Raw genomic sequence first — 15,088 nt, forward strand, 5'->3', positions numbered from 1 at the left:
TTTGGGCAGCTTCTCACTGAATCTATCCATGACACACGCATCCAGCTGGCTCATTCAGTTCGCAATCGTCTCATTCGTGGCCCTCTTTGCAGGTCCGCTCCTGAGCAAGCTGCCGTTTGCCGAGCACTTCCCCCTAACCTTCCTCAGCATGACAGGACCACAAACGATTCGCCTGGTCGTTGAAGGCACCGGCCTCCTCTCGCTCTGGATTCTGGCCTTTCATGCCTTTCGCCACATGCCGGACAACGGACGCGGCTTCACCTTTCTCAGCCGGATCATCCTTCCGCTGATCACGATCGTCGTCCTCATTGTCGGGGACAAGACCATCCAAGTAGCCGGACAAACGCTGATTGAAGAAGTCGGCATCCAGCGATACAGCCTCGGCTATGCCACCGCGCTGGTCATCACCGGGCTCTGGTTGACTGTCGCCTGGCTACTCAATATCGAGGCCCTCCATCTCTACGTCACCGCCCCTGCACAGACACGCGGTCGAAAGAAGACGCCCCAGACCGCCGACGAGAGTCATGACACTTCTGAAAGTTCCGGTCCATCCGATACCTCTGACTCAGCCTCCGCAGATTCGCTCGACAATGGATCTCCCCCCGCCATGCTTGGACGATACAAAGTCCTGAAGGAACTTGGACGCGGAGCCATGGGGGTCGTGTATCTCGGCAAAGACCCCACGATTCAACGATTCGTGGCCATCAAAACCATGCGACTCGATGAGGTCGACGATGCGGAGAAGCTCCGGGAAGTGAAATCCCGGTTTTTCCGCGAAGCGGAATCGACCGGCCGGCTCGCACACCCCAATATCGTCACGATTTACGACGCGGGCGAAGAGCAGGACCTCGGCTACATCGCCATGGAGGTGCTGGAGGGCACCACGCTCAAGCACTGGGCGCGCAAACCCAACCTGCTGCCGCTCGACAAACTGATTCCAATCATTGCCACCGTCGCCGAGGCCCTGGACTATGCCCATCAACAAGGCGTCGTGCATCGCGACATTAAGCCGGCCAATATCATGATCACCAAAGGCGCGACGGTGAAAGTCATGGATTTTGGCATTGCGAAAATGGCCTCGTCGTCGAAGACGCAAACCAACATCGTGCTCGGCACCCCCACCTATATGTCACCGGAACAGATTGCCGGGAAAAAGGTCGATGGACGATCCGATATTTTCTCGCTGGGAGTCGTCCTCTTTGAAATGCTGAGCGGCCGTCCCCCCTTCACGGCGGATAACTTATCCGCCTTGCTCTTCGCGATTGCCCATAATCCTCACCCCTCCATAAAGATCATTCGTCCTGATATTCCCTCGGCCCTCCAACTGGTGCTCAAGCAAATGCTCGAAAAAGATCCAGCCTTACGGTTTCGACGGGCATCCGAGGTCGCCCAGGAATTGCGCGCGTGCCTGCAAGGCCAGACCGTCTAACAGGATGCTGAAAAAATCAGTCGGCGGCGCTCCCTGCCGTCGCCGAAGTCCTTCTCGAAGGCCGGTCGCATCGCTCTCATACGAAAACCGTCAGCCATATTTTCGGCATCGCCCGAGGTGTTCAGCAGTCCGCTAGAAAAAGATGCCCATGCCGCTTGCCGTTACCCATAGTGCACTTTCTGATATCGGTCGCAGACGATCGCACAATGAAGACCGTTGCTGCACCGACACTACCTTAGGCCTCTTCCTTGTCTGCGACGGCATGGGCGGCAGTAAGGCCGGCGAGATTGCCAGCGGCCTCGCAGTTGAAACCATTCACCGTCATATCAATGAAGCGTCACAGAACGCTGCGTTCCCCATGATCGGTCAATCCGACCCAACCATTTCGCCATCAGGAAATCGTCTCCTCAGCGCGATCTGCGATGCCAATCGCGTCATTCATCGTGAGGGACACAAAAATCCTGACTGGGCCGGGATGGGAACGACCGTCGTCGCAGTACTGCTCACCAACCGACTGATGTCGTTCGCTCATGTCGGTGACAGCCGCCTCTACCTGGTCCGCGCCCGTGCCATTCAGCCCCTGACAACCGATCACTCCTGGGTGGCTGAACAGGTGCGCGCTGGCCTGATGACTGAAGCCGAAGCCGAGCAATCGCCACGGCGCAACCTCGTGACCCGCGCCTTGGGAGTGGCACCGGAAGTCGACATCACCATCGGCGAGGCAGAGTTACAGGAAGGCGACCGGCTCTTGCTCTGTTCGGATGGCCTGACAAAAGGCGTCGAGACAGCGCGGCTCCTCAATGTCCTGACACACACCGATGACATGATCGGCGCAACCCGGCGCTTGGTCGCCCTCGCCAATGAGGCTGGCGGAGACGACAATACAACCGTCATCACCATCGCTGTCCATGAGGCCACGGAACAACCGATGTAGCATCGGGGCCGTCAGCGACTGGCCAGGTAACAACATCCCACCCACCGGGACATCATAGGACCGGCGCAGTAGGTCGCGTAGCCCCGGTTCGCCCAGTTCGAATGATCTGGAATCTGAAAGATATCGTTGAGCGGTTCAGTCTGAACGGCTAGTTTCTGAGAGTGAGTGCGCCTTTGGGTAATGTCGCGTAGCACCCATCCGACACATCCTGGGCGTGGTCCTGCAAGCACTGCAACATCTGCCCCTCGCCTGACGGCACCTCGCGGCAGAAGCGCTTCACATCCTCCGCGCACGCCAGCGCATGGCCGGAGTGTTCCTTCCACCGCACGAGCTGCTGACGGATCACCGACTGACAGAGGGATGGAAGCTGCTTGGCCCGTCGCTCTATACAGCGTCGGCGCCCCTCGCCTTGCAGACTATCCGGACAGGCCTGCTGCAATTCAGCTTCGCATTTCATCTCCGCGATTTGCTTTGTGCGCGGATCTAACGCAACGCCTGCCCCTCTCACACCCTGCTCAGATTGAATGATCTCCGCACCGTTGACCACGACTCGATGCGATCCCGGCGCATCCGGGGCCGGCACCCCTGGAATACTCAGATCCAGCGCGGGCGTCGGAGGAGCGACCTTCATGGATCGGGACGAGACTGCGGATGCATGGAGTTGATCTTTGGTGGGCATATTCGCCCAGACCAGCCCCCACACGAGTCCCAGCCCGATTATGGTCACAAGAATGGCGGTCAGGCGGCTTGATGACGGCGATGGTTTCGGCATGATGTAGGCCTAGGATAGGGCAACATCTGAAGAAAAGCATCGAAAGGTGAGATTTCGAACAACGCGCCAGGCAGAACGATCGTGCGGAGACTAATTCTCCGACGTTTCGACGATGTGATTTTCGAACCTCGTACAGCCCTCTGCCAACAATCGGTTCGTCAGCATTTCGCCGGGCCATTCGATCGGCAGGTCGGCCGTGAACACCCAGACATCAGGAGACGTCCAGACCGGGCCATGCTCCTCCGGCAGTTCCGGATCGAACAGATCGGTCCACACGGGCATATAGACACCGTTGCCGCATTGCGTATGCAGATGCACGACCGTCCTCGACCGGACCAACGGATCCAAATCCCGCCACACTGCCGCGGTTTCATCGGCCAGATGATGGATACGCACCGCATTCTGCGCATCGAACATCGCATAGGCCGCGTAGACCGGGACCTCGATGGTATCCGGCGCCAGCGCCAGTTCAGGACATTGCTCGACCAGCCCTTCAAGAATCGCCCGCCGATGCCGGTCCTCCCAGGAATCGGGCAACCCAGGATCGGACGCGCCGATAATCTCGAAGAGCAAGAACGCGGTATTTTCCACCGGCGGATACAATCGCGCGGCGATCGCTTGCGTCCGCTCCGAATCTGCTACCGACGTCAAATGATCGTGCAGCATCTGGAGATTGAGCGGTTCCAGGGTCGCATCGGTCAACAGCCTCGATTCCACCCGCACCACCGTGCCGGCCGACAAGCGCAGATGCCGATGGAGCAACTCCGCCGTGGCGATAGGATCGATTTTGAGCTTGAGTGGAGCCGTAAGATTCGCTTGGAGCGGGAGTTCCAACGCCGCCATCGTGGCGTAGACCGGCTTTTCTTCCGTCGATTCATCCAGGGCCAAGGTACAGCTGGCTTCCGCCAGCAGATCGAACAACCACTCGGCCATTTCCTCATCGAGCGCCGCCAAGACGGTCAGTAAATCGGACTCGCGTCCCTGCTCTAAAAAAGCTTGCAACGTATCAATCGCCGCATCGGTGTCGCCGTGATCATGCCGGCGCGCATTGATCAAATGGATGAGGTCGCGGGTGAGCGGATCGGGACGAGACCAAGCCAACATCAGACGCTCCTCAGATAACCGGAAAAAGATTCTTGCTCACCGACATCACACGATCTCCATGTTGCCAAAGAATCTGTGCTGGAGCAAGGGCGAAGACAGTTCCCGCGACCCTGCATCCGGCACCAATGACGGGGTACGGCACCCATCATTCACCAATCACTTTCACCAACACACGCTTCCTTCGACATCCGTCAAATTCACCGTAAAAGATCTGTTCCCAGGGACCAAAATCAAGCCGCCCATCCGTTACCGCCACCACGACTTCACGCCCCATGAGTTGGCGTTTCACATGGGCATCGCCGTTGTCTTCCCCAGTCTCATTGTGCCGATACCGCGCGTCGTGCGGCGCAAGTCGTTCGAGCACATCATCGAAATCTCGCAGCAGTCCCGGTTCGTCGTCGTTGATATAGACGCTGGCGGTGATATGCATCGCGTTCACCAGCACCAACCCTTCCGTCACTCCGCTCGCCTTGAGCACGGCTTCGACCTGAGGCGTAATATTGAGATAGGCGCGGCGCGTCTTAGTCTCGAACCAGAGTTCCTCTCGATACGACTTCATCAGCTAGCCTATTCGTGTGTGTCTCGACGGGCATTCTGCCGAACGGTCCGCCCGAGATTCAAGTGGCAGGCAAGAATCAGCGACTCGATTCGCCCCTGACCCGAAACAGACTATAAATGAGGATCATGGCCAAGAGGCCACCCTCCGTGTTATCTCACCCGCTCTCTACTCACGCTCACACCATCTTGGCCCAACGATACCCCGCAAGAAACCCTACGGGCACCGTGACGGAAACCGCCGCGCAGCTTTTCTGGCGCGTTGCCCACGGCGACGCCTCAAGACGTCGCGAAGGCCTTCCGACTCGCCCATCGCCTCGGATGCAAAGGACTCACCGTGTTTCGCTCAGGGAGCCGGCCCGATCAGATGCTTTCCTGTTCACAACGACAATCCTGCTGACGCGTCCGCGCCGATCCAACGGCTCATCCCGCTGGTATAATTTCCCCACAAAATTGACTCCATCGGACCTAGGTGATAAGTACTTTCACAGAATATGACCGTGTCCCGATGATCGCTACAGGGAGGTGCCCGATGTTCGCAGTCGCTGGGGGTCCGTCGTTCGCAGGCAATGTGTTGTCCAATCTCTTTTTTGCCCGCCAACCGGAGCCGGATTTAGAGTTCACCGAAGAAGAATTGGAACAAACGTCAAATACCCGTTCGTCCTCACCCATGAAATCACCCAAGAAATCAGGCGGACGTCCCGTCCTCTGGATTCTGCTCTTAGCCCTCATCGGCGGTGGCGCCTATGTAGCCATGGAGCCGGAAATGGTGATGGACTGGGTCAATCAGTTCCTAGGCGAAACTCCGGCCCCACAGATGGCCACGAGACCGGCGCCGATCGCACCGCCAGCGCCAGCCTCGTCTGATGCGCCGGCCCCAATTCCGGCCGGTCCGCAGGCAAACGCTCCGATGCCCGCGACTCCGCCTTCGTCATCGCCAATGGCCTCGGCACCAGCCCCTATCGAAGCACCCGCAGCACCGAGCGCGATACCAGCGCCGTCTGCAATGCCGACGAATCCGGCAATGACAGCTCCGCCGGCACCCGCGTCCTTGTCTCCGATGTTCGGAGAAGGTCAGCGCGTCACGGTTGCGGTTGACCCTGCGCTCGCCGGCGGCATGATCGCGTTATCTCAAGATCCTGCCGGCACGAAGCCTGGCCCGACCGTTCGTCCGGGAACCGGCCTCACCATTCTTGACGGCGACCTCCAACAGAACGGATGGGTCTACTCTGTCCGCAGCGACGATGGCGTCAAGGGATGGGTCGCTGAAAAGCGCCTTCGCTTGAAACCGTAATCCTCAGACTCACGTTCTTCGGGTTCATCAGAGGGCGGCGATACGATCCTGTATCGCCGCCCTCTGTGCTATAATGCGCCCCGCCTATGCTCAAATAAACTCAACCCGTATTGGAATTCGACATGCAGACGTTGCGCGCCATCCTCTTCGATTTCGACGGTGTCATCGCGAACACGGAGCCGCTACACTTTGCCGGGCTCCGGCGCACGCTGGCCGATATCAACATTATTCTTACGGAATCGGATTACTACGCCAACTATTTGGGATTTGATGATCGAGGGTGTTTCCTTGCGGCCCTGCAGGCCAATCAACGGCCGATCACTCCCGCAATCCTCCACGATCTGATGACGAAAAAAGCCGTCGCCTATCTCGCGTCGGTCCGTGATCATCTCGTCATTTTCCCCGGTGTGCGGGAGTTCGTCGAACAGGCCGCCGCCCGCTATCCCTTGGCAATCGCCTCCGGCGCCCTCCGTCCTGAAATCGAACTCATTCTCGAACAAGCCGGCCTGAGAAAAGCCTTCCTTCATATCACCAGCGCGGAAGATGTCAGCCGCGGCAAGCCCGATCCGCAACCCTTTCAATATGCGCTCGCAGGGTTAACTCGCCTGCACCCGGATCTCGGATTGGACGCGGCATCGTGCCTGGTCATCGAAGATTCGCTGCCCGGCATCCGATCGGCGAAATCCGCCGGCATGAAAGTGCTGGCTGTCGCCAATACCCACACGACGCAAGATTTGCATGAAGCCCATGCCATCACCCACAGCCTGGCGGACACCGGCCTAGACGACCTGCGCACCCGCCTATGGCCGGCCGTCTCATGAGGATCAGACTGTAATGCGTATCTGCTCGCTGGTCCCCGGCGCCACAGAGGTTGTCGCCGCGCTCGACCTCGCGGATCAATTAGTGGCCGTCAGCCACGAGTGCGACTACCCGGAATCCGTCCGGCACGTCCCATCCGTCGTTGAGCCGATGCTTGATCAGCACACCCTCTCAAGTGACGCCATCGATCAAGCGGTCAAACAGCTCGTGAGTACCGGTCAACGGCTCTATCGCCTCAACGAGCAACGCCTGCTTGCGGCTCGCCCGGACGTCATCTTGACTCAGGATCTCTGTCATGTGTGCGCCGTGACGCCGGATCAATTGACACAGGCCATCACCGCGCTCCCCTCCGCGCCACAGCTCGTGACGCTGAATCCGACGTCAATGGAAGACATGCTGCGCGACATCGAACGCATCGCTCAGGCCGTGGGTGCGCCCGACCGGGGACACCAATTGCTCCAGTCCTTACGCGGCCGGCTCGATCGAGTATCCGCCGCCATACGCCCTACTCGTCCGCGCGTGGTCTGCCTGGAATGGCTTGACCCGCTCTATATTGCCGGGCATTGGGTGCCTGAAATGGTGGCCCTCGCGGGCGGAGAGGATGTGCTTGGCCGCCGCGATCACCCCTCGCGTGAAACCACCTGGCAGGAAGTCACGGATGCCAACCCAGACATCCTGCTCATCATGCCCTGCGGCTATTCCGTTCAACGAACGCTGGATGAACTCAGCCGCCTTCAACACACGAATCCACCATGGTCCGCACAGCTCGCTCGCTGGCCTCAGACCTATGTCCTCGATGCGAACTCCTATTTTAGCCGTCCCGGCCCCCGGCTTGTTGACGGCGTGGAGTTACTCGCCGCCATCCTTCACCCGGGGCCATCGCATCACTTGAACCCTGCCGCGGCCGTCCGTCTGACGACCGCTGCGCTCTCCGTGGAGTCTCGCGCATGACTGTCGATGAAGCTCAGGCCTATTGCACCGCGCTCACGAAAACAAGCGGCAGCAATTTCTACTACTCTTTCTTCTTTCTTCCCAAGGCGCGCCGCAGCGCGATGTATACGGTATACGCGTTCTGCAAAGCCGTCGATAGTGCGGTGGATGAGCCGGCTCCCGGCAGTCAGCCGCAGGAAGAGCTGGCCCGATGGCGCGTGGAATTGGATGCCGCCTATCACGGCACGCCGACATGGCCGATCACCATCAGCCTGGCGCACCATGTGAAAGCGCTCTCGATTCCCAAGGTCTATTTTGAAGAATTGATCAAGGGCGTGGAGATGGATCTGCACAATAACCGCTACGTCACCTTCGACGAGCTCTCGTCCTATTGCTATCGCGTCGCGTCCGTCGTAGGCCTCATCTGCCTGCACATCTTCGGCGCCACCTCGGCTCGGGCACAGGACTACGCCGTGGATCTCGGCATGGCCTTCCAACTCACCAACATTCTCCGGGACGTGGGCACCGACGCCGCGCAGAACCGCATCTACCTCCCGCTCGAAGACCTGAAGGCTTGCAAGTATTCAGAAAAGGCCCTGCGGCAACAGACCTATTCACCGGAGTTCCAAAAGTTGATGCAGTTTGAAGCCGCCCGCGCCCGGCAGTACTATGACAAAGCCCGAGCCGCACTGATGGCGCTCCCGCCGCACGAGCGCCGCGCTCTCACGGTCGCGGAAATTATGCGCGGCGTCTACTCCCGAATCCTAAAGAAGATTGAAGCCTCCGACTACCAGGTATTCGGCCCGCGCCTGCGGCTGACCACTAGTCATCGCCTGACGATTGCCGCGGGAATCTGGCTGCGCTCTCGATTCTCGTGACCACTCCACCCGCAGAGTCCGTTGTCATCCTCGGCACCTCGCTCGCAAGCCTGGTCGCGGCCTATGAACTGGCCCGGCAGGGCTATCACCTGACGCTCATCGAACACCCCAGTTGGGCAGACGATCTCCCGGCATCTGAACACCTCCTCGGCTGCCATCGAAACATGCACGCTCTGCTCGGCACTCTTCCAGGATTGGAACCCGCGCCGAAAAACCCGGCCACCCCTCTTGAGTTTTTCTCGCCCGACAGACGCATCGTCTCCTACAGGCCGCCGGCGCTTCCCGGATCGCTCCAATGGATCGCCGGACTCGTTCGCTTTCGCGGTCTGTCCTGGACCGATCGCTGGCAGCTCCTCTCCTATCTCGAACGCATCTGGGAACAGGAGCTGTCTGCCCCGACCACTCTGGACCAGCGCACCGCCGACGTCTGGCTGGCATCGATCGGTCAAAGCCAATCCGCACGTAAGCACATCTGGTCCCCCCTGATCCGATTCCTTACAGGCAATGCCCTGACCGATCTCTCGGCGGCCTCCTGCGCGCGAGCCCTGACGCCTCCCTTTCTCACCGATGCGCGCGCATCCTCTTGCACCAGGCTCAGCAGCGCACAACTCCAAAACCTGTATCATCAGTTGAAAATGGCCTTGTCGGCGCTGGGCGCGCACGTGCAGATACAAACAGACTTTCCCCACATTCAATTCGGCCAACACCGTATCGACCATATCCGCCTGAGCGACGGACGCACTCTGCACGCGACCTGGTACCTGTCCGGAATACCGCATCACGCACTCCAGAAGCTCCTCCCGGATCGGCTGCTCACTCGGTATGGATACTTTTCACAACTGAGCGACTTGACGGATCTCCCCGCCCTATCCGTCCATCTGACAGAATCGGCATCGACCAGTATTCCCCGCCTCGTGCTCTTGCCTGGGCAGGGATTTCAGTCTGTCACCGTGTCGCGTACGGATCCGTCAACGGCCCTCTATGAATTGTCGGTAACCGGCGATATCCCGTTTATCGAACGAACAGATGCCGACCTTATCGACCTGGCGAAACAGGAGCTTCAGCGCCTGTTCCCCGCTCTCCAGACGATTCCGCTGCACGCGACCGCTCTCCATCGCCGCCCTCGGGCAGCACTGTCGCTCACATCGGGGGCAACGATACTCCGCCCGATTCAGCAAAGCCCCGTGCAGAACCTATTGGTCGCCGGTGCATGGACCGACACCGGCTGGCCGACTTCCAGCGAGAGTGCCGTCGTCAGCGCACGTCGGTGCGTCACCGCCATCACAGGCTCCCCGTCTTGACCGCATCTTCTTTCACCTGGTACGTATGCCTTGATGCACACTCACACCAAATCCATACTAGCCGCAGGAATCACACTGATCGGCCTATTCGGCTGCGCATCGGATCCGTATAACCGTGGCGACCACCCCTCCTGGTATAGCCGGACCGACGTGGACCGCGATTACATGGAGTGTGAATACAAATCCCGGCTGGCTAACGAACAGCATTTTTACAACCAGCGTTCTCCTTTCCCATTCAGTCCAGGCCCCCAAAACCCCGCCGACCACGCGCGCGCCCTGCACGGACTCTCGACCATCAACGCAATGCGCGATACCTGCCTGGCCGCGAAGGGCTACCGAGTGGAGTAGGGTGACGCCTGGGCTGAGTGCACATAATCCTCCTCTCCACGCTGCTCGATTCTGACGCATTGACATCACACCGCGGCCTTCCTAAGATACCGCCTCCAACTAGTTCCGAGGCCATCATGACCACAACCCCGCTTCAGGATCTCGCCAAATCTCTGCATAACTGCCAGCGCTGCAAACTGGCCAAACTGGGACGCAGCCAGGTCGTCTTCGGTGTGGGAAACCCGCGCGCCAGTATCATGTTCGTGGGTGAAGCGCCGGGAGCGAATGAAGATCTGAAGGGCGAGCCGTTTGTCGGCGCGGCGGGAAAGATTCTCAACGACCTGTTGCAGTCGGCCGATCTCTCACGTGATGATATTTACATCGCCAATGTCATCAAGTGCCGGCCGCCTGAAAACCGTGACCCGGAATTGGATGAAGTGGAGACCTGCAAACCGTTTCTGCTGCAGCAGATTCAGCTGATTCGTCCGAAGTTGGTTTGCACGCTGGGAAACTGGGCGACGCAAACGCTGCTGGAGCGGAAAGTCGGCATTACGAAGGTCAAGGCGCAGGCCTTCTACATGAAAGACTTTGTGCTGTTCCCGTTACTGCACCCGGCGGCGGCCCTGCATCAGGGGGGACTGCTCGACACGTTGAAGGCGGATTTTAAAAAGCTGAAGGAATTCCTCGACCGGAATACGAAACCGGCTGAGCCCGCATCGGCTGCGTCACCGGCAGCACCGACGCTTCAGATCGACCCGCCACACCCGACTCAAATGGACCTGTTCTAGTTCCTTCCCGCTCGGCACGAATACAAGTGCGGCGCAAGAACCAGCTATGCCTTGGAGGAGTGCCCCTCCGCCGTGGCGGCGGATTCAGTCTCATCGGCCTTGCCCTCTTCTTCACCTTCGGCAGGCTTCTCTTCTTCCGGCACATCAAACCACTGCACCAGCATCTCATCCCACCAGCCCTCGGTCACGTCGTCACCGGGGTCAGTGCCCAGAAACGCGACCTCCTCTTTCTTCACATCGGAACCGACGAGTTGAGGCTGAAATTTCGCGCGGTCGATGACTTCTTTCGTCGCATAGCCGCCGATAATCCAGGCATCCGGATCGGCGCGGCGCGACTTGTACGCCTTCAATCCGATTTTGAGATACATGAACAGTTGCTGCTGGATCGGATCGGCGACACCCGATTGAGGCAAGCTCAACGTCTTCTCGATCTTCTTCCGCCAATGCCGATCGTCATACCGCGACGTGATCAGCTGCAACATTTTCTTTCCCAATTCAGCATCGAGCGCCATCTGTTGTCCCTTTACACAAACCGTCGTGATCTTGCCGGCAAGGCCTTCTTGCTTACCGACCGTACATCCCCGTAAACGATGTTTTTGCCAGCGCGTTTTGTTTCAGATAGTAGCCGACCATCGCGCCTGAAGCCTCCGGCTTGAGCGGAAGTTGATCGACCTTCAACGCATACAGAGTGAAGATGTATCGATGGGGCTTGTCGCCGGACGGAGGACAGGGTCCTCCGTACCCGGGCTGGCCGAAATCCGTCATGCTTTGAATGCTCCCCTGAGGCGCAGACGAACTGTCCGACTTGCCGGCCCCCGCCGGGAGCGAGGTCACGGTAGGAGCGATGTTGAAAATAACCCAATGCCACCAGCCGCTGCCGGTCGGCGCGTCAGGATCATACATGGTGAGCGCAAAGCTCTTGGTATCTTTGGGAGCATGCTCCCACAGCAGTTGCGGCGAGACATTCTGTCCGGCGCAGCCAAACCCATTAAACACATGGTCATTGCCGATCGTACTATGATCCTTGATCGTCGGACTCGTCAGCGAAAACTCTGCGGCAAAGCCCGCCTCAGGAAGTGCCAGTGCTGCCAGCAGCAACATGCCCCGTACGAAAGATCGCATGGTCTGCTCCCTCCTCATCGTCCTAATTCCCCGCCACCATCAACTCGCCCAACTTCAGACTCGGACTCGCAATCCTGCTCCGAAACACCAGATCGTTTCCCACCGTTTCAATGTCGGTAAACATCTGCTTCAGATTACCGGCGATCGTAATCTCTTCGACTGGATACGCCAGCTCTCCATTCTCGATCCAATAGCCGCAGGCACCACGGGAGTAGTCCCCCGTCACCATATTGATTCCAAACCCGATCAGCTCGGTCACGTACAGCCCCTCCTTGACCGACCCGATCATCTCCTGCAGCGTCTTCGTACCGGGAACCAGATAGAAATTCGTCGGTCCGACTGATGGACTCTCCCCCACACTCCGCGACGCATTCCCGGTCGATGACAGCCCCAACTTCTTACCGGAATAGGAGTCGAGCAAATAGCTTTTCAGCACACCTCGTTCGACAATCGTATTCTTACGCGTCGCCAATCCCTCGCCGTCGAACGGGCGAGAACCAAGCCCGCCTTCCATCCGTCCGTCATCGTAGATCGTCAAATGCTCTGACGCGATCCGATTGCCGAGTTGATCGAGAAGAAACGAGGCTCGTTTGTAGAGCGAGTAGCCTGAAATCGCGCTACAGAGATTGCCGAGGAGACTGCCGGCGGTATCCTGGTCAAAAATCACCGGCACCCGCTTCGTAGCTACCTTGCGCCCGCCGAGACGGCGTAAGGTGCGGCGCGCCGCTTCCTGGCCGATCGACTCGGGGGACGCCATCAAGCTGAACTTGCGCTGCACTTCATACCACGCATCCCGCTGCATCCCGCCGGTGGCAGCGTCCGTGGCGATGGGTGAGACCGAAATAGAAAAACTCGAGCTGCGATACTCACCGACAAATCCATGGCTATTGGCCAAGACGACCCGCCCGGACGACGAGTCAAACTCGCCCCCTTCCGAGTTGGTCATGCGAGGGTCCGCCGACAAGGCCGCCGACTCCGCCCGCTTCGCCAGGTCGATCTGCTGATCGGTCCCAAGCTTGGTGCTGTCGTAGAGATCCAGGTCCGGCCAATCCGTCGCCATCTGCGACGCCTCGGGCAGCCCCGACACCTCATCCGGTACCACCGCCTTCGCTAGTGTGCAGGTCTCATCGACCAACCGATGCAATGAGTCGATCGAAAAATCAGAGGTCGAGGTCGTCGCGGACCGTTTCCCGACAAACACCCGCAACCCCAACCGCTTCTCGCGAGCCTTGCTTAAGCGATCCACCACGCCGACACGCACCTGCACGGAAAATGTTTCTCCGTCGGCGACGACGATATCGGCCTCCGTCGCTCCCCGCTGCTTGGCTCGAGCGAGCACGTCCGCGGCCAATTGCGCATATCCGTTGGTCTGTTGAGGCAAATTGCTCATGTTATCGTTGCGTCCCGCCGACGGTGATTTCATCAATCTTCAAGGTCGGCAATCCCACTCCCACCGGCACGGACTGGCCGTCTTTGCCGCAGGTACCGATCCCGTTATCCAACTTCAAATCATGCCCGACCATCGACACCTTCGTCAGAATTTCAGGCCCGTTGCCGATCAGCGTGGCCCCTTTGACCGGCTTGGTGATTTTCCCATCCTCGATCAAATAGGCTTCACTCGCCGAGAACACAAACTTCCCGCTGGTGATATCCACCTGCCCGCCGCCAAAGGACACGGCATACAGCCCTCGCTTGACCGACTTCAGAATGTCAGCAGGGTCCGACTCGCCGGCCAGCATGAAGGTATTCGTCATGCGAGGAAGCACGATGCTTTGATAGCTTTCCCGCCGGCCATTGCCGGTCAACGGAATGCCCATCAATCGCGCATTCAATTTGTCGGTGATATAGCCGCGAAGGATCCCCTTCTCGATCAACACTGTACGTCCCGTGGGCGTCCCTTCATCATCCATATTGAGCGAACCGCGACGAAACGGAAGCGTGCCATCATCTACGATGGTACACACGTCGGAGGCCACGCGCTTGCCGATCAAGTTGGAGAACGCCGAGGTCTTCTTCCGGTTGAAGTCCGACTCCAGCCCATGGCCGATCGCCTCGTGCAGCAAAATGCCCGGCCATCCTCCGCCAAGTACCACCGGCATGACCCCTGCCGGCGCATCCACCGCGGAGAGATTCAAAATCGCCTCGCGAGCCGCCTCCCGGGCATATTCCAAATACCGGCCTTCTTCTTGATAGAACTCAAACCCGACCCGCCCGCCCCCGCCGAATGACCCGACCTGCCGATTGCCGTTTTCCTCAGCGATACAGGTAACTTGAAGCCGGGACAACGGTTGCACATCTCCGATCAACGTGCCATCGGAGGTCGCCACGGCCACCACTTTATATTCCGTATTAAATGAGGCCAGTACATTTTTGATCCGCGGATCGTAGCGCCGCGCCTCGGCATCGATCGCATTGAGCAAGGCCACGCGGTCCGCCGTCGCCACCTCAGCCTTCGCCCGTTCGACGGGATAGAGATCCCGCGTCGGCCGTTGCTGCGTCGGCACGGGCAAACTGCGATCCCCTTTGGGAGAATTAGCGATATACCGGGCCGTATCCGCGGCAATTTCCAAATCCTTCTTCGTCAACTCGTCTGAATAGGCAAATCCGGTTTTCTCTCCGGCGGTCGCCCGCACCCCGACGCCCTGGGAAATACTTTTCGAAGCCCGCTTGACGAGGCCCTCTTCCATAGAGACGGATTCCGACACCCGCGACTCGAAATAGAGATCGGCATAGTCCACATCCCGGACGTTGAGCCGGTCGAGGGCACCGAACACTTCCAGATCCGTCATGCCGAACTTTTCGAGCTGCCCAGAATCAGCCATCAATCACGCCCCT

16 protein-coding genes are annotated in these 15,088 nt (G+C 59.0%); 9 read left to right on the plus strand and 7 right to left on the minus strand.

Features of this window, described 5'->3' with window-relative positions; genetic code table 11:
* Positions 1-28: 28 nt before the first annotated feature.
* Positions 29-1,429, plus strand: coding sequence for a serine/threonine-protein kinase (locus NITLEN_RS17385; protein WP_121990916.1), 1,401 nt, complete (start codon positions 29-31; stop codon positions 1,427-1,429).
* Between the two features lie 148 nt (positions 1,430-1,577).
* Positions 1,578-2,363: a Stp1/IreP family PP2C-type Ser/Thr phosphatase gene (locus tag NITLEN_RS17390; protein WP_181416971.1), complete on the plus strand. Its 786-nt coding sequence runs from the start codon at positions 1,578-1,580 to the stop codon at positions 2,361-2,363.
* A gap of 148 nt (positions 2,364-2,511) precedes the next feature.
* Here NITLEN_RS17390 and NITLEN_RS17395 read toward each other — a convergent pair whose 3' ends face one another.
* The 3 genes from NITLEN_RS17395 to NITLEN_RS17405 all read right to left on the minus strand — a co-directional run bounded on the left by NITLEN_RS17395 (position 2,512) and on the right by NITLEN_RS17405 (position 4,798).
* Positions 2,512-3,135, minus strand: coding sequence for a cysteine rich repeat-containing protein (locus NITLEN_RS17395; RefSeq protein WP_121990918.1), 624 nt, complete (start codon positions 3,133-3,135; stop codon positions 2,512-2,514).
* 90 nt (positions 3,136-3,225) lie between these two features.
* Positions 3,226-4,239: a hypothetical protein gene (locus tag NITLEN_RS17400; protein WP_121990919.1), complete on the minus strand. Its 1,014-nt coding sequence runs from the start codon at positions 4,237-4,239 to the stop codon at positions 3,226-3,228.
* A gap of 145 nt (positions 4,240-4,384) precedes the next feature.
* A complete protein-coding gene (locus NITLEN_RS17405; RefSeq protein ID WP_121990920.1) occupies positions 4,385-4,798 on the minus strand; it encodes a secondary thiamine-phosphate synthase enzyme YjbQ in 414 nt (137 codons plus the stop codon).
* 528 nt (positions 4,799-5,326) lie between these two features.
* On the opposite strand from NITLEN_RS17405, the gene NITLEN_RS17410 reads away from it, so the two are divergent.
* The 7 genes from NITLEN_RS17410 to NITLEN_RS17435 all read left to right on the plus strand — a co-directional run bounded on the left by NITLEN_RS17410 (position 5,327) and on the right by NITLEN_RS17435 (position 11,131).
* The gene (locus NITLEN_RS17410; RefSeq protein ID WP_121990921.1) at positions 5,327-6,088 is read left to right on the plus strand and encodes an SH3 domain-containing protein; all 762 of its coding nucleotides are present in this window, start codon (positions 5,327-5,329) and stop codon (positions 6,086-6,088) included.
* 122 nt (positions 6,089-6,210) lie between these two features.
* Positions 6,211-6,909 carry an HAD family hydrolase gene (locus NITLEN_RS17415; RefSeq protein ID WP_121990922.1) on the plus strand — a complete coding sequence of 233 codons (699 nt, stop codon included), beginning with the start codon at positions 6,211-6,213 and terminating at the stop codon, positions 6,907-6,909.
* A 13-nt stretch (positions 6,910-6,922) separates the two neighbouring features.
* Positions 6,923-7,858 (plus strand): cobalamin-binding protein, encoded by a 936-nt coding sequence (locus NITLEN_RS17420; RefSeq protein WP_121990923.1) that lies wholly within the window; start codon positions 6,923-6,925, stop codon positions 7,856-7,858.
* Positions 7,855-8,715, plus strand: coding sequence for a presqualene diphosphate synthase HpnD (gene hpnD, locus NITLEN_RS17425; protein ID WP_121990924.1), 861 nt, complete (start codon positions 7,855-7,857; stop codon positions 8,713-8,715). The genes NITLEN_RS17420 and hpnD overlap by 4 nt, the downstream gene beginning before the upstream one ends.
* Positions 8,712-10,016, plus strand: a complete 1,305-nt coding sequence (locus NITLEN_RS17430; protein ID WP_121990925.1) for an FAD-dependent oxidoreductase — start codon at positions 8,712-8,714, stop codon at positions 10,014-10,016. The genes hpnD and NITLEN_RS17430 overlap by 4 nt, the downstream gene beginning before the upstream one ends.
* Positions 10,017-10,049: 33 nt before the next feature.
* Positions 10,050-10,364, plus strand: a complete 315-nt coding sequence (locus NITLEN_RS17950) for a hypothetical protein (protein WP_146216240.1) — start codon at positions 10,050-10,052, stop codon at positions 10,362-10,364.
* Between the two features lie 116 nt (positions 10,365-10,480).
* On the plus strand, positions 10,481-11,131 hold the full coding sequence (locus NITLEN_RS17435) for a uracil-DNA glycosylase (RefSeq protein ID WP_121990926.1): 651 nt from the start codon (positions 10,481-10,483) through the stop codon (positions 11,129-11,131).
* A gap of 44 nt (positions 11,132-11,175) precedes the next feature.
* On the opposite strand, the gene NITLEN_RS17440 is transcribed toward NITLEN_RS17435, so the two are convergent.
* Genes NITLEN_RS17440 through tldD form a run of 4 tightly spaced genes read right to left on the minus strand, consistent with a single transcriptional unit; the run spans position 11,176 to position 15,075 of the window.
* Positions 11,176-11,643 (minus strand): hypothetical protein, encoded by a 468-nt coding sequence (locus tag NITLEN_RS17440; protein ID WP_121990927.1) that lies wholly within the window; start codon positions 11,641-11,643, stop codon positions 11,176-11,178.
* Positions 11,644-11,695: 52 nt separating this feature from the next.
* Positions 11,696-12,253, minus strand: coding sequence for a YbhB/YbcL family Raf kinase inhibitor-like protein (locus tag NITLEN_RS17445; protein WP_121990928.1), 558 nt, complete (start codon positions 12,251-12,253; stop codon positions 11,696-11,698).
* Positions 12,254-12,275: 22 nt separating this feature from the next.
* Positions 12,276-13,643 (minus strand): TldD/PmbA family protein, encoded by a 1,368-nt coding sequence (locus NITLEN_RS17450; RefSeq protein ID WP_121990929.1) that lies wholly within the window; start codon positions 13,641-13,643, stop codon positions 12,276-12,278.
* A gap of 1 nt (position 13,644) precedes the next feature.
* Positions 13,645-15,075, minus strand: a complete 1,431-nt coding sequence (gene tldD, locus NITLEN_RS17455; protein WP_121990930.1) for a metalloprotease TldD — start codon at positions 15,073-15,075, stop codon at positions 13,645-13,647.
* Positions 15,076-15,088 lie beyond the last annotated feature (13 nt).

This window comes from Nitrospira lenta, from assembly GCF_900403705.1.
GTDB classification, from domain to species: Bacteria; Nitrospirota; Nitrospiria; order Nitrospirales; family Nitrospiraceae; genus Nitrospira_D; species Nitrospira_D lenta.

Excerpts from the sequence above, each read along its gene's own strand:
- NITLEN_RS17400 (WP_121990919.1), bottom strand. The coding sequence starts at position 4,239 with ATGTTGGCTTGGTCTCGTCCCGATCCGCTCACCCGCGACCTCATCCAT.
- NITLEN_RS17450 (WP_121990929.1), bottom strand. The coding sequence starts at position 13,643 with ATGAGCAATTTGCCTCAACAGACCAACGGATATGCGCAATTGGCCGCG.
- NITLEN_RS17415 (WP_121990922.1), top strand. The coding sequence starts at position 6,211 with ATGCAGACGTTGCGCGCCATCCTCTTCGATTTCGACGGTGTCATCGCG.
- NITLEN_RS17390 (WP_181416971.1), top strand. The coding sequence starts at position 1,578 with ATGCCGCTTGCCGTTACCCATAGTGCACTTTCTGATATCGGTCGCAGA.
- NITLEN_RS17420 (WP_121990923.1), top strand. The coding sequence starts at position 6,923 with ATGCGTATCTGCTCGCTGGTCCCCGGCGCCACAGAGGTTGTCGCCGCG.
- NITLEN_RS17950 (WP_146216240.1), top strand. The coding sequence starts at position 10,050 with ATGCACACTCACACCAAATCCATACTAGCCGCAGGAATCACACTGATC.
- NITLEN_RS17440 (WP_121990927.1), bottom strand. The coding sequence starts at position 11,643 with ATGGCGCTCGATGCTGAATTGGGAAAGAAAATGTTGCAGCTGATCACG.
- NITLEN_RS17410 (WP_121990921.1), top strand. The coding sequence starts at position 5,327 with ATGTTCGCAGTCGCTGGGGGTCCGTCGTTCGCAGGCAATGTGTTGTCC.
- NITLEN_RS17445 (WP_121990928.1), bottom strand. The coding sequence starts at position 12,253 with ATGCGATCTTTCGTACGGGGCATGTTGCTGCTGGCAGCACTGGCACTT.
- NITLEN_RS17405 (WP_121990920.1), bottom strand. The coding sequence starts at position 4,798 with ATGAAGTCGTATCGAGAGGAACTCTGGTTCGAGACTAAGACGCGCCGC.
- hpnD (WP_121990924.1), top strand. The coding sequence starts at position 7,855 with ATGACTGTCGATGAAGCTCAGGCCTATTGCACCGCGCTCACGAAAACA.
- tldD (WP_121990930.1), bottom strand. The coding sequence starts at position 15,075 with ATGGCTGATTCTGGGCAGCTCGAAAAGTTCGGCATGACGGATCTGGAA.
- NITLEN_RS17385 (WP_121990916.1), top strand. The coding sequence starts at position 29 with ATGACACACGCATCCAGCTGGCTCATTCAGTTCGCAATCGTCTCATTC.
- NITLEN_RS17435 (WP_121990926.1), top strand. The coding sequence starts at position 10,481 with ATGACCACAACCCCGCTTCAGGATCTCGCCAAATCTCTGCATAACTGC.
- NITLEN_RS17395 (WP_121990918.1), bottom strand. The coding sequence starts at position 3,135 with ATGCCGAAACCATCGCCGTCATCAAGCCGCCTGACCGCCATTCTTGTG.